This window comes from Porphyromonas vaginalis (genome assembly GCF_958301595.1).
Classification (GTDB): Bacteria; Bacteroidota; Bacteroidia; order Bacteroidales; family Porphyromonadaceae; genus Porphyromonas; species Porphyromonas vaginalis.
In genome coordinates, this window is sequence record NZ_CATQJU010000001.1 from 341,728 (window position 1) to 354,268 (window position 12,541).

The window sequence follows — 12,541 nt, forward strand, 5'->3', positions numbered from 1 at the left end:
CGCGCACTCTAGACTTAATCTCTAGATGAAGTCTATCTATCACAAGCCCCAAGAGCTAGCGAGGTCTCTCCGTCTACTGCTCTTGGGGCTTATATTATGTGGAGCTGCCGCTTGCTCTGCACACCACGAGCGAGAGACCATCGCTATCGATACAACATCTCTGCGGCCTGGTAGTCTCATACTGCGTCGTGGTGAGGGGATGCTCTCGACCTTCTTTAGCAAGATAGCCTCCGAGGGGCAACGCTACAGCCACTGCGGGATCATCGACTACGACTCCACGGGTCAACGCTGGGTCGTATGGCACGCCTATCAGGATAGCTCGCTCGGTGCTGACGGTATCTTCCGTCAGTCGCTAGACAGCTTCGTGATGGAGTCGGAAGCGGTGGCTATCTATCCAGCTCTCGCACTAGACAGCTTAGGCTTGCAGAAGATGAGAGCATACATAGCACTGCATCGCCCTGGGGGGCAGTACCCCAAGAGGTTTGACTCGCACTTTGACCTCAGGGATACGACCACGCTCTACTGCACTGAGTTTGTCGCACTCGCTTACTGCGCCACTGAGCTCCCCGCATATCAGGTACAGCCGACAGGGCACAATGTAGCGATCCCCTACACATATTATACGCTCGATGATTTAATCAAAACAGTCAACCCCTTGCACATTCAAAAATAATGCGTACCTTTGCACCAGTTACTAATCACTTATACTAAAGCTAATATGAAGAAGGTATTTGTACTTGTAGCTGCTGTTGCAGCTCTAAGCCTTGTTTCTTGCAACAAGGAGAACCAGAATCAGGACGCTCAGAATGCTGAGCAGAATGTTGAGAACGCTCAGGAGAATCTTGACGCAGCTGCTCAGGATCTACAGAACGCAGCTCAGGATGCAGCTCAGGTAGTTGCTGACGAGGCTAACGCTGCTGCTGACGCAACCGCAGAGGCTGCTCAGGACGCTGCTGACAAGGCTCAGGAGACTGCTGATCAGATCAAGAAGTAAACACCAACTTCTCTAGATCATCGCAATCTGAGATAACCTAAGCAACCAAACTTTACGAAGGTCACCTAGTCCTCTTTATGAGGGTTAGGTGACCTTTGCTGTTGGATGTTGGCTATTGGATGCTGGCTGTTAGCTGTTAGCTGTTGGCTATTGGCTAGAGCTACTAGTGCCGCTAGGGACACTAATGTCACTAGGGACACTAGTGCCACTAGAGAACTAGTCTCTAGACTCTAGACTCTAGCCTCTAACATCTAATCTCTAACCTCTAACCTCTAGTCTCTAACCTCTAATCTCTAATTTTCGTACTTTTGGAGTGTGAAGACGAGACACTCCTGGCAATGGTGGCTGAAGAACTTCTTGCCACTCCTCATAGGGCTAGCGATACTGTTGTACCTCTATCGCCATCTAGAGCTCGCAGACACGCTACGCTTATTGCAGCATGGCGTGCGCTACGAGTATCTCCTCTTGTCACTACCTATGGGACTCCTGGGCAATGCCACGCGAGGCTATCGCTGGCACCTCCAGATGCGACCGCTATACACCCCCCCGGCACGACCCATCAATCCGATCTTGATCACGATCGGGAGCTATGCGGTCAACTTTGTCATACCTCGTGCTGGCGAGGTATGGCGCTGTACCGAGATGAAGCAACGAGAGGACTATACGCTCTCGGCAACGGTCGGCACGCTCCTAGTGGATCGTCTCTCAGATATGGTCGTTGTCCTAGCTCTCTTCGTGGCTATGATGCTGTTTCAGCCAGGGACTATATCGCAGATCTTAGCTGCTCAGGGCTTATCGCTCGGCGATAACTTAGGCGACCTCTTTTCGTCAGACTACACCACGGCTTGGCTGATAGCAGGCGTTTCACTCCTCGTCATCCTGCTGGTTCTCTATCGCTTCAGAAAGAGTCGCTTCATACAGCGTATACGAGAGAAGCTTCGCTCTGTACTGCAAGCCGCTTCGACCCTGAGAGGATGGCGCGCCTGGAGTCAGTTTATCGCACTTACGATACTCCTATGGCTCTTTTACTACTACTTCTTCTACCTTACATTTGGAGCTTTTGCCTTCACGGCTGAGCTGGGTCATCGGGTCGCTTTTGCCTCCTTTGTTCTCTCCACACTGATGATCGCTATCCCCACGCCGGCAGGTGTCGGCCCGTGGCACTATGCGGTGATTATATCGCTGACAGCCTTTGGTGTGAGCGAGGCGGAAGCGGGGCTCTTTGCTTTGATTGTACATGCTGTACAGACGCTCTGGACCATTATTACGGGGATTATTGCTATATTTGCCTTACCAATAGTCAATAGACACTACAAACGTGCCTCCTCACTAGAAGACACTTCAAAAATAAAGAGAATAAGCTATGATGAACAAAGCTGACTACCAAAAGCTCGCCCCCTCCACACTATGGGGCTATTTCTATGATCTCACACAGATACCCCGCCCCACAGGCCACTGTCAGGCTGTTAGGGAGTATGTCGTTGCCGAGGGTAAGCGACTAGGGCTAGAGACCCATGTAGATGAGGTGGGCAACGTGTTGATCCGTAAGCCAGCCACGCCAGGACTAGAGGATCGCCCCGTAGCTACCCTACAGGGACACCTAGATATGGTACCTCAGAAGAACTCGGACAAGGTACACAACTTCGAGACCGATCCTATCCAAACGATGCAAGAGGGCGACTGGATCACGGCCGATGGCACGACACTCGGTGCGGACAACGGTATGGGAGTCGCCTTCTCTCTAGCAGTACTCGCCGATGACACGCTCAAGCATGGCCCCATCGAGGCGCTTTTCACCATTGATGAGGAGGTCGGCATGGACGGTGCCAACGGCCTTAAGCCTGGCTTTAGCAAGGGGGACATTCTCCTTAATATAGACTCCGAGGTGGAGGGCGACCTCTTCGTCGGTTGTGCTGGTGGTATCGATGTCAACGTCTCTCTAGAGTACCAAGACAACCACGAGCCTGACGAGGACGAGATAGGCGTACGCCTCACGATCAAGGGGCTCAAGGGTGGACACAGCGGTGTGGACATACACCTCGGTCGTGCCAATGCCAATAAGCTGATGGCGCGTCTCCTCAAGGAAGCCGTCTCGCAGTGCGGTGCTCTAGTAGCTGAGATCGATGGCGGTAACATGCGCAATGCGATACCTCGTGAGGCGGTCGCTCTGCTATCTGTCAAGGAGGACGACACCGAGGCACTCTGGGAGCTGGTATCCGACTACGAGGAGCTATTTAATAAGGAGTTTGCTGGGATAGAGAACCACATCACCGTCTCTCTAGAGCGTTGTGACCGTCCTAAGACGATCCTCCCCGACGAGATACAAGACGCGCTGATCCATGCGCTGAATGCTTGTCAGAATGGTGTCATCTCGATGCTCTCTGAGTTCCCCGACACGGTAGAGGCTTCGTCGAACCTAGCTCAGGTACAGGCTGGCGAGGGACACATCTCTGTCCGCTTCCTCGTCCGCTCCTCAAGTGACTCACGCAAGATGTGGGTCGCCTCTAGCATCGAGAGTTGCTTCCTACTGATGGATGCTCGCGTAGAGTTTGACGCTTCCTATACAGGCTGGCAGCCCAATGCTGAGTCTCACATTATGCAAGTAATGTGTCAGGCCGCCAAGGAGATCTACGGCAAGGACCCTGCTGTCAAGGTGATGCACGCTGGCCTCGAGTGCGGTATCATACAAGGTGTCATGCCCGATATGGATATGATCTCCTTCGGTCCTGAGATCCAGCACCCACACTCACCCGATGAGCGTGTAAGCATCTCCTCCGTGGAGCGTAGCTACCGCATGCTCGTCCGTGCTTTGGAACTAATCTAATCGATAATAACAGATGAAAAAAGCTTTTGTATTCCCAGGTCAGGGCGCACAGTTCGTCGGTATGGGTCAAGAGATCTATACGAAGAGCGAAGCAGTACGCAAGCTCTTTGCTGAGGCGGACGAAGTGCTAGGCTTTGACCTAACCAAGACCATGTTTGAGGGTACTGAAGAAGACCTCAAGCAGACGAAGGTAACACAGCCCGCTGTCTTCCTCCACTCTGTGGCGATGACGGTGGCGCTCGGAGAGGCCTTCGCACCAGACATGGTCGCTGGACACTCGCTAGGCGAGTTCTCGGCACTAGTTGCGAGTCGCGCCTTGCCTTTTGCAGATGCACTGCGACTTGTCTCTGAGCGTGCACTCGCTATGCAGGCCGCTTGCGAGGCACACCCCTCGACGATGGCAGCAATCATCGGACTGCCTGACGAAAAGATCGAGGAGATCTGCCGTGGTATCTCGGATCAGGTGGTGGTCCCTGCGAACTATAACTGCTCGGGTCAGGTAGTCATCTCTGGCACTATGGAGGGTATCGCTGAGGCTTGCGAGCAGCTCAAGGCTGCGGGGGCTAAGCGTGCGCTACCGCTCAAGGTGGGCGGAGCTTTTCACTCACCTCTTATGCAGCCCGCCAAGGAGCGTCTGCAGCGTGCTATCGAGTCAACGACCTTTGCCGCACCAATCTGCCCGATCTATCAGAATGTAGACGCTCGCCCTCATACCGATGTGGAGGAGATCAAGGCCAATCTGATCGCTCAGCTTACGGCTCCCGTACGCTGGACGAAGAGTGTCGAGGCGATGGTTGCCGATGGTGCTACGCACTTCGTAGAGCTAGGACCTGGCAAAGTCTTAGCAGGTCTTATCGGTCGTATCGCAAGCGATGTGACCTGTGAGAGCTTGGCAACGATCTAATGAATCTTTGCAAGAACTAAGGAGAGGACAAGTTCGGCTAGTCATCTAGTTGAGCTTGTCCTCTAGTTTTCATTCAGACATCTAAGTAGATAGTATTATGAGCGATAAGGAGTTACTAATACCCTACACGCGGCTACCCCGCTCGGAGTGGCCAGAGGTTTACGGACGTCTCGAGGAGGCTGCCGTAGAGGCTACCCGCCGGTCGTATGCCCCGTATAGTCACTTTCACGTAGGAGCTGCGGCACTGCTAGAGGACGGCGAGATCGTGCTGGGGTGCAATCAGGAGAATGCCTCCTTCTCGCCCACGCTCTGTGCTGAGCGAACGGCGCTCTACGCCATCGGGGCGCACCACCCAGGAGCTGTCGTGGAGCGGATGATGATCGTCGCTGAGACAGAGGGCAAGCGTGTCGAGGCGATCTCCCCCTGCGGCGTGTGCCGACAGGTGATGATGGAGGCTGCCAAGCGACAGGGCAAGCCCTTTGAGATAATCCTCTGCGGACCTGACGAAGCTATCGTTATCAGCGACTGCCGGCTCCTCTTGCCCTTTGCCTTTGATGGTTCAGATATTCCCTCGTAGGGCTAAGCGCGCCCACCATTTGTAGAGACCTATTTTCCATTAGTATATGGCTTATCGCATCATTACGATCAGTAGACAGTATGGCTGCGGAGCTCGCACCATAGGGCGTCAGCTCTCGGAGCAACTCGGCTTGACCTATTACGACAAGGAGCTCATCCGCATGATCGCTGAGGAGAGTGGCTATGCTGCCGACTATGTCGAGGAGCAGAGCGAGTACGCCTCGACATCGGGACTGGACTTCATGCCGATGTCTCACGGAGCGCTCTTCTCCGTACCTATGACGGGACTCGTCGAGACACCTTCGGTGACCCGCTATCTCAACGATTTTATCCTCAAGATAGCTGAAGAGGGTCCCTGCGTCATCATCGGGCGCAGTGCCGACTACATCTTACGAGACCGGGACGACGTGCTCAACGTATTCCTCTATGCCGATGTCGAGGCACGTATCAAGACGCTCCTACAGCGAGGCGACGAAGCGACAGAAGACGAAGCGCGCAAGCGCATTGAGCAGTCCGACCGAGCACGCCGCAAGAACTACAAGCAGATGACCAATAGGGAGTGGGGCGAGTCGACCAACTACCACCTCTGCCTCAATACGGGAGCCTTCGGAGCGCCCTGCTGTACCGACATCATCGCGCACGCCTACCAGCTTCCCTGCGGTGGTGTGACCATTGGCAAAAAGTAAACCCACTATGCGACTGACGGACAATTGGTTCAACGGCTTGGCCGAGAGCGAAGCTGGCCAGACGGCTCACCTGCATGTGCGTGATGAGCTGGAAGAGTTTCGCGCTACGGGCAAGTACCGCTTTGTGATCGAGATCGCTTACCCCTTTGATGGCGAGGGCATAGAGCCATCTGATACGGACACCGCACAGATAGAGGCGGTCGACGAACTGCTACAGACCGCTATGGAGCGGGACAAGATGGCGATCCTCGCAGCTTCTATCCTAGAGCCTGGGCGCAAAGTGTGGCTCTATGTGAGCCGCACGTACGACCCCTTCTTCGATCGTCTCGAGGAGGTGCTGGCGGAGCTGCCCCTCCTGCCACTACAGTTTGAGGTAGTCCAGGACTCCGACTGGAGCTACTACCAGGAGCTACTGGACAAGCTACAGCCGTAGCCTAACAAACCACCCATATCCACAAATGCAAAAGGAGACTGTTGCAAAAGTCAACAGTCTCAAAAGGAGAGCCTCACACTAGGTGAAACTCTCCTTTTATTTTGTCTCGTCGGCTTGCTAAGTTACTTCGTATGGCTCAGCAAAGACCAAATAGCGTCGTCCTCAGGGTACGGCGCGACGACCTCTATATGCTCATGAGTGACGGGGTGCTCGAAGCTTAAGATACGCGCATGGAGCGAGATACCACCATCCTTGTTGCTCCGTGGAGCACCATACTTGAGGTCCCCCTTGATCGGGTAGCCCATGTGGCTCAGCTGCGTACGTATCTGATGATGCCGCCCCGTATGTAGCGTCACGGCCAGCAGACTGTAGCGGTCGCCCACGGCGAGACGCTCGTAGGTAAGCCAGGCGCGCTTAGCCTCAGCGTGAGGCTCCGTCACGACGTAGCTCTTGTTTTGCTTGCGATTGCGATAGAGCAGATCCTTAGCCTCGCCCGCTTTCTGGGGAAAAGCTCCACAGACCACAGCGTGGTAGACTTTGTGGATCTCTCGTCGCTGAAACATAGCGTTGAGCCGTGCCAGAGCCTTCGAAGTCTTGGCAAAAAGTACCGCTCCCGACGTCGGTCTATCGATACGATGCGTGACCCCAACGAACGCCCGCCCAGGCTTGTCGTACTTATCGATGAGATAGCGCTCGACAAGCTCCGAGAGCGGTGTATCGCCCGTGCTGTCACCCTGTACGAGCATCCCCGCTGGCTTATTGACGATGAGGAGATGATTGTCCTCGTAGAGGATCTGTAGGTCAGGCATCGGTCTGCTTACTAAGGTATTACATATTCATACCGCCGCAGCAGGAGAGCACCTGTCCTGTCATGTAGGAGGAGAGGTCGCTCGCGAGGAAGAGTGCCACATTGGCCACATCCTCAGGCTTGCCACCACGACGTAGCGGGATCTGCTTAGCCCACTCCTTGCGCACCTCCTCGCTGAGGACGGCCGTCATATCGCTCTCGATGAAGCCCGGAGCGATGCTGTTGGCACGGATACCGCGTGAGCCGAGCTCCTTAGCAACGCTCTTAGCCAGTGCGATCATACCAGCCTTAGAGGCGGAGTAGTTCACCTGACCCGCATTGCCCGATACACCGACGACGCTCGCCATGTTGATGATGCTACCCTGACGCTGCTTCATCATGACGGGAGCTGCGGCGTGGATCATATTGAAGGCGGACTTTAAGTTGACATTGATCACCGCATCCCACTGCTGCTCCGTCATACGCAGGAGCAGACCGTCACGGGTGATGCCAGCATTATTGACTAGGACATCTAGCTTGCCAAAGTCAGCGACGATCTGCTCCACGAGCTGATGCGCAGCCTCAAAGTCTGCCGCATTGCTCTCGTAGGTGCGTATCGTGACATCGCACTCCTTGGCTAGCTGAGCGTAGTAATCCTTTGCTTCGTCGGCAACCTTGAGGTCACTAATAGCTACATGGCATCCAGCCTCTGCATACTTCGTGGCAATCGCCTTGCCGATACCACGTGCTGCTCCGGTGATCAGAGCCACTTTGTCCTGAAGTAGTTTCATAGATTCTATTGAGTTATAGGTTTTGTATTTGCATGATTGGTCAGTCCCTGTCTGAGTAGTTGCTTCATCGCAGCGATGATGCGTAGGTAGTCCTCCTTACCATACTCATGGTGGTAGCGATTGATGTAAGGTGCCTCCAGACTCTTGAAGCTCTTGAGGAGTAGGTAGGCTGTCGAGTTGATATCTGGGACAAGTAGCTCTCCTCGATCGTGTCCCTCCTGCAGGATCCGCTTGAGCATATCGTACTCGCTCTGGTCATACTTGAGGCGAAGGCGCTCGATGTTGAAAGTGTCGCTAAAGAAGCTCGCATTGTGTTCACCCTGCCTCTGCACCGTCTTCTGGATCAGCTGCAGATGATTGTCCAGCAACACCATCAGCTTAGTAATCGCATCACCCGGACGAGACAGTACCTCACTCAGCGACTGGCTCATCAGACTGATCTCCCGCTCTATGACCGCCATAAGCAGCGCCTGCTTGTCCTTATAATAAGTATAGACCGTGCGCCGACTGCACCCCACAGCCTCTGCAATAGCGACCATGGTCGTCTCCTCGACTCCTTGCTGCACAAAGAGCGTGTGAGCCATTTGGACGATGCGCTGGCGCGTGTGTTGTGTAGAGGTCATAAGTGCGTGATCGATAATAAAAGCGTGAGATATTCGTTACAAAGATACAGCTTTGCGCCGAATGTACCCTTTGGGATCGAGCGCACGCCATTCTAATCCTCACCCACATGTCATCCTCCAGGAGATTACTCGGCTCCCTGCCTACCAATATACTACTTGTCGTGCTGGCGCTCGTCGTGGCACTCCTCCCGCTCATCCTCTCGGAGCCACTCGTGAGACGCATGGCCGACGAGGAGCGACTCAAGATGCAGACCTGGGCCGAGGCAACCGAGTGCATAGCTAGCCAAAGTGACGAGCAGCTCAATGCCCTAGCCCTCCAAATCTTAGAGTCAAACACCACCATACCGCTCATCCTCACAGACAGCCTCGGGAATATCCTAGGATACAAAAACATTGACTCCGTGGCGGTCGCTCGTGACTCGACCTATCTGGAGAAGCGGCTCACAGCTTTTCGCTCTGGCTACGCACCCATCGAGATTGACTTAGGTACCGCTGGGCGCCAATACCTTTACTACAGCGACAGCAGTAATCTGAGGCGGTTGCTACGCTTCCCCTATCTGCAGACAGGTATCTTCATCCTCTACATCATCATCCTCGTCCTCACCATTCGTAGCCTACTGCACTGGGAGCAGGACCGTATATGGGTCGGACTCAGCAAGGAGACCGCCCACCAGCTCGGCACGCCCATCTCCTCGCTTATGGCGTGGACCGAACTGCTCAAGAGCTACGACCTCCCCCCCGAGATCATCGAGAGCATCGGCCAAGATGTCAATCGCCTCGAGCTGATCGCCCACCGTTTCCAAAAAGTCGGCAGCCTACCCGAGCTCACCCCCATAGAGCTCAACGGACTGGTCGCCACCTCCGTGCAATACCTCTCACGACGCATCTCCAGACAGGTAGAGATCGTCTTTGAGCCAGCACCCGAGGAGCTCTACTGCCTCATCACGCCCGACCTCATGAGCTGGGTCGTGGAGAACATCGTTAAGAACGGCGTCGACGCGATGGACGGCAAGGGCACGATCACCATCACCACGGAGGCTCACGGCAAGAACGCCTACCTCGAGATCACCGACACGGGCCGTGGTATGACACGCGCCACGCAGCGGATGATCTTCAAGCCAGGCTTCACCACCAAGGAGCGTGGCTGGGGGCTCGGCTTATCGCTCGCACGTCGCATCATACGTCACTACTTCCGCGGGCGCATCTACGTCAAGCGCTCCGAGCTACAAGTCGGTACCACCTTCCGGATCACCCTCCCCCTGCAGTAGCTCCCCTAGCCCACCCCCCTCGCCTTCTTTTCGGCCAAAAGTTGAAACGAAACACGGCCAAAAGTGGAAACGCCGAAAGAGAGCTTTCCGGTTTAAGCTGATAGCGAGCGGGTTAGAGCGAGAACCTCTGGAGTGTATCAATGACGCTTCCTAGAGAAGCAACGCTGCTGTGCGGGAGGCTAAAAGTTCTCACGTGTAAAATTCCAAACAGCTAGCTGGGAAGCAAAAATTCTCCACGTAGGCGCAAAATAAAACTTCGGAAGAATGAAATGAAACTTCGGAGGAATGAAATCATAAGTCCGAAGAATTTTCCTGCGCCTCACTGGATAATCAGAGATCTCCACTGGGGTATTTTCGATTTCCTCCATAGAGTAGTTGATGAGCTTATTATATATAATGTGTCCACCCAGCTCTCCAAACTCTAGCCTCCAATCTCTAACTCCTAACCTCTAATCTCCATTTACATATCTTTACGGGGAAATTTGTCCGATCCCCTCCTTTCTCGAATATCCACTTGGATATTTTTCATTTTCCACGTGGGCGTCAAAAAATTCCTCCGAAGTTTCATTTCATTCTTCCGAAGTTTCATTTCATTCCTCCGAAGTTTCATTTGATTCCTCCGAGGAATTTTTTCTTTTCCACGTGGGCATTTCGAAATATCCACGTGGAAATCACTTTTCCCCGACACAGCACCATTTTAATATGTAGTCTGTTCTAAATTATTGTAATGAGCTGGCGTCGGATTTCGCCAGCCAGACTGACGCATTATAATCGCACTTTCAGGAGCTGCACATAACGACAAGCGAGGAATAGAGAGGTCGATAAGCTCATTGTATACAATGCGTCAGCCCTGCTTGATATGTCCTTTCAGACTTTTGTCGGACAGGAATAAAAAATATCCACGTGAGAAATTGGGACGTTTCTCACGTGGATATCTGAAAGCGGTTGTTTTGTAGTCAGAATGCCCGACGAGACCTGATTAGTTGCTCTCGGTGGCAAGCCACCTGTCGGATAGCTAAGAGGCTGTCTACAAAGCTGCCGAGACTGCCGACGTAGCAGCAATAGCTATGGCTACGAAGATAGCTATGGAAATACCTATGCACACAGCAGCTGCAATGGCAAGCCCCCTAGCCCACTGAAGCGACTTGCGACTTGCGTTCTCAGCCTCTGCGTAGTTGCCTCTATCATAGTGTGTAGAGACCTGTATCGAGTAGATAAGCGGTATGATCCCTAGCGGAAAGAAGAATAAGACGCAGAGGATGCTCCACACAAGGTTGTCGGGTGGCATTGCGGGTCGGTTTTGTGGCTGCATGGGGTTGCCATAGCCATACGGGGTGCCGTAAGCCGGAGCTCCTGCGTAAGGATTGGGACCAGGTGCTTGGTACCCAAAGAGGGGACGTAGCTCATCCAGAGTCTGAGCGGTACAAGCATCGCTCATTCCATCGACGCGTATTATAGTCTGGGGAGTAATCCTTCGTGCGGACAACTCCTCAAGCGTGTAGGGACCTAGTTCTTGTCCATTGCAGACGATGTAGTACAGCCTCATGCTTCTAGTTTATTTTATGATTTATATGAGCGAGATCGCAAAGCTTAGCGAAGCTCAGAATCTCTTTTTTGGGCTCAATCTATGTTCTTCGTACGCAAAGGTATGTAATCACTTGGACTTATACAATAGTGCTAGATGCTGCTTGTCGGGGTAGCAATAGCACGCTCGAAAGATGTGTCTCCCTCTACTCTCTAATCTCTAATCTCTAATTTCTAACCTCTAATCTCTAGTCTCCCCTCTCCCTTGACGGAAAAGTTGTACTTTTGGCACAACAACGAGCGAAAGAACTATGGATTCTGTACGAGCGAAGAAATATCTGGGGCAGCACTTTCTCACGGATCGTGGTGCAGCACAGCGCATTGCCGACTCGATCGCCGACTATCTCGGTACGCCGATACTAGAGGTGGGCCCTGGCATGGGCGTCCTGACGCAGCCACTCCTAGAGGCGGGGCACGACCTGCAGGTGATCGACATAGATCACGAGAGTATCGAATATCTGCACCAGCACTTTCCGCAATTGAGCCAGGAGGGGCGGATCATCGAGGGGGACTTTCTCAAGCTCCCCGCTGAGGAGCTGATACCTGGTCGGGCGGACACGCCTTTTGTGGTGATCGGCAACTATCCGTACAATATCTCTTCGCAGATCTTCTTTCGCATCCTAGAGCTACGCGAGCGCATCCCTGCTGTAGCGGGTATGCTACAGCACGAGGTGGCACAGCGGCTGTGTGCCTCGCCTGGAGGGCGTGACTACGGCATCCTGAGCGTCTTGCTCCAGTGCTGGTACGACTGCGACTACCTCTTTAAGGTGTCTAAGCGTGACTTCAATCCACCGCCCAAGGTAGATGGCGGCGTTATGATCGCACGACGAAATAGTCGCACCGCACTACCCTGCGATGAGGCTAACTTCAAGCGGGTGGTCAAAACCGCCTTCGGACAGCGTCGGAAGATGCTACGCAATGCCTTGATGTCGCTCTTTGGCAAGGAGTTCCCCTACGCTGATCATGAGATCTTCACGCTTCGTGCGGAGCGTCTCTCGGTAGAGGACTTCATCGGCCTCACCTTAATGTACGAAGCTCTACCAACTGACAACCTAACAACACCTTAAATAC

General features: G+C 53.6%; 14 protein-coding genes. 10 read left to right on the forward strand and 4 right to left on the reverse strand.

Going from position 1 to position 12,541, the window contains the following annotated elements; genetic code table 11:
- The first annotated feature begins 25 nt into the window (after positions 1-25).
- The 8 genes from Q2J34_RS01340 to Q2J34_RS01375 all read left to right on the forward strand — a co-directional run bounded on the left by Q2J34_RS01340 (position 26) and on the right by Q2J34_RS01375 (position 6,417).
- Complete coding sequence (locus tag Q2J34_RS01340) at positions 26-673, forward strand: C40 family peptidase (RefSeq protein WP_300969086.1); 648 nt, start codon at positions 26-28, stop codon at positions 671-673.
- 45 nt (positions 674-718) lie between these two features.
- Complete coding sequence (locus tag Q2J34_RS01345) at positions 719-994, forward strand: hypothetical protein (protein ID WP_298889037.1); 276 nt, start codon at positions 719-721, stop codon at positions 992-994.
- Positions 995-1,309: 315 nt separating this feature from the next.
- Positions 1,310-2,374: a lysylphosphatidylglycerol synthase transmembrane domain-containing protein gene (locus tag Q2J34_RS01350; protein WP_300969087.1), complete on the forward strand. Its 1,065-nt coding sequence runs from the start codon at positions 1,310-1,312 to the stop codon at positions 2,372-2,374.
- Entirely contained in the window at positions 2,358-3,818 is a 1,461-nt protein-coding gene (locus Q2J34_RS01355; protein ID WP_298889040.1) for an aminoacyl-histidine dipeptidase, read from the forward strand. Before Q2J34_RS01350 ends, Q2J34_RS01355 begins: the two co-directional genes overlap by 17 nt.
- Before the next feature lie 13 nt (positions 3,819-3,831).
- Positions 3,832-4,722: an ACP S-malonyltransferase gene (gene fabD / locus Q2J34_RS01360; RefSeq protein ID WP_298889042.1), complete on the forward strand. Its 891-nt coding sequence runs from the start codon at positions 3,832-3,834 to the stop codon at positions 4,720-4,722.
- Between the two features lie 97 nt (positions 4,723-4,819).
- A complete protein-coding gene (gene cdd / locus Q2J34_RS01365) occupies positions 4,820-5,299 on the forward strand; it encodes a cytidine deaminase (RefSeq protein ID WP_298889044.1) in 480 nt (159 codons plus the stop codon).
- A gap of 46 nt (positions 5,300-5,345) precedes the next feature.
- Positions 5,346-5,984 carry a cytidylate kinase-like family protein gene (locus Q2J34_RS01370; protein ID WP_298889046.1) on the forward strand — a complete coding sequence of 213 codons (639 nt, stop codon included), beginning with the start codon at positions 5,346-5,348 and terminating at the stop codon, positions 5,982-5,984.
- A 7-nt stretch (positions 5,985-5,991) separates the two neighbouring features.
- Positions 5,992-6,417 (forward strand): DUF695 domain-containing protein, encoded by a 426-nt coding sequence (locus Q2J34_RS01375; protein WP_013760930.1) that lies wholly within the window; start codon positions 5,992-5,994, stop codon positions 6,415-6,417.
- Positions 6,418-6,539: 122 nt separating this feature from the next.
- Here the strand turns inward: Q2J34_RS01375 and Q2J34_RS01380 are convergent, their stop codons facing one another.
- The 3 genes from Q2J34_RS01380 to Q2J34_RS01390 are packed head-to-tail and all read right to left on the reverse strand — an operon-like array spanning position 6,540 to position 8,618.
- Positions 6,540-7,226 (reverse strand): RluA family pseudouridine synthase, encoded by a 687-nt coding sequence (locus tag Q2J34_RS01380; protein WP_298889048.1) that lies wholly within the window; start codon positions 7,224-7,226, stop codon positions 6,540-6,542.
- 19 nt (positions 7,227-7,245) lie between these two features.
- On the reverse strand, positions 7,246-7,995 hold the full coding sequence (gene fabG, locus Q2J34_RS01385) for a 3-oxoacyl-[acyl-carrier-protein] reductase (protein WP_298889050.1): 750 nt from the start codon (positions 7,993-7,995) through the stop codon (positions 7,246-7,248).
- Between the two features lie 5 nt (positions 7,996-8,000).
- Positions 8,001-8,618, reverse strand: coding sequence for a TetR/AcrR family transcriptional regulator (locus Q2J34_RS01390; RefSeq protein WP_298889052.1), 618 nt, complete (start codon positions 8,616-8,618; stop codon positions 8,001-8,003).
- A 107-nt stretch (positions 8,619-8,725) separates the two neighbouring features.
- Here Q2J34_RS01390 and Q2J34_RS01395 point away from each other — a divergent pair, with 107 nt between their 5' ends.
- Positions 8,726-9,886 carry a sensor histidine kinase gene (locus tag Q2J34_RS01395; RefSeq protein WP_298889054.1) on the forward strand — a complete coding sequence of 387 codons (1,161 nt, stop codon included), beginning with the start codon at positions 8,726-8,728 and terminating at the stop codon, positions 9,884-9,886.
- Between the two features lie 1,027 nt (positions 9,887-10,913).
- Here the strand turns inward: Q2J34_RS01395 and Q2J34_RS01400 are convergent.
- Positions 10,914-11,432, reverse strand: a complete 519-nt coding sequence (locus Q2J34_RS01400) for a CD225/dispanin family protein (protein ID WP_300969088.1) — start codon at positions 11,430-11,432, stop codon at positions 10,914-10,916.
- Positions 11,433-11,721: 289 nt separating this feature from the next.
- Between Q2J34_RS01400 and rsmA the strand changes: the two genes are divergently transcribed.
- The gene (rsmA, locus tag Q2J34_RS01405; RefSeq protein WP_300969089.1) at positions 11,722-12,537 is read left to right on the forward strand and encodes a 16S rRNA (adenine(1518)-N(6)/adenine(1519)-N(6))-dimethyltransferase RsmA; all 816 of its coding nucleotides are present in this window, start codon (positions 11,722-11,724) and stop codon (positions 12,535-12,537) included.
- Positions 12,538-12,541 lie beyond the last annotated feature (4 nt).

Excerpts from the sequence above, each read along its gene's own strand:
- Q2J34_RS01340 (WP_300969086.1), top strand. The coding sequence starts at position 26 with ATGAAGTCTATCTATCACAAGCCCCAAGAGCTAGCGAGGTCTCTCCGT.
- Q2J34_RS01345 (WP_298889037.1), top strand. The coding sequence starts at position 719 with ATGAAGAAGGTATTTGTACTTGTAGCTGCTGTTGCAGCTCTAAGCCTT.
- Q2J34_RS01355 (WP_298889040.1), top strand. The coding sequence starts at position 2,358 with ATGATGAACAAAGCTGACTACCAAAAGCTCGCCCCCTCCACACTATGG.
- fabD (WP_298889042.1), top strand. The coding sequence starts at position 3,832 with ATGAAAAAAGCTTTTGTATTCCCAGGTCAGGGCGCACAGTTCGTCGGT.
- cdd (WP_298889044.1), top strand. The coding sequence starts at position 4,820 with ATGAGCGATAAGGAGTTACTAATACCCTACACGCGGCTACCCCGCTCG.
- Q2J34_RS01370 (WP_298889046.1), top strand. The coding sequence starts at position 5,346 with ATGGCTTATCGCATCATTACGATCAGTAGACAGTATGGCTGCGGAGCT.
- Q2J34_RS01375 (WP_013760930.1), top strand. The coding sequence starts at position 5,992 with ATGCGACTGACGGACAATTGGTTCAACGGCTTGGCCGAGAGCGAAGCT.
- Q2J34_RS01380 (WP_298889048.1), bottom strand. The coding sequence starts at position 7,226 with ATGCCTGACCTACAGATCCTCTACGAGGACAATCATCTCCTCATCGTC.
- fabG (WP_298889050.1), bottom strand. The coding sequence starts at position 7,995 with ATGAAACTACTTCAGGACAAAGTGGCTCTGATCACCGGAGCAGCACGT.
- Q2J34_RS01390 (WP_298889052.1), bottom strand. The coding sequence starts at position 8,618 with ATGACCTCTACACAACACACGCGCCAGCGCATCGTCCAAATGGCTCAC.
- Q2J34_RS01395 (WP_298889054.1), top strand. The coding sequence starts at position 8,726 with ATGTCATCCTCCAGGAGATTACTCGGCTCCCTGCCTACCAATATACTA.
- Q2J34_RS01400 (WP_300969088.1), bottom strand. The coding sequence starts at position 11,432 with ATGAGGCTGTACTACATCGTCTGCAATGGACAAGAACTAGGTCCCTAC.
- rsmA (WP_300969089.1), top strand. The coding sequence starts at position 11,722 with ATGGATTCTGTACGAGCGAAGAAATATCTGGGGCAGCACTTTCTCACG.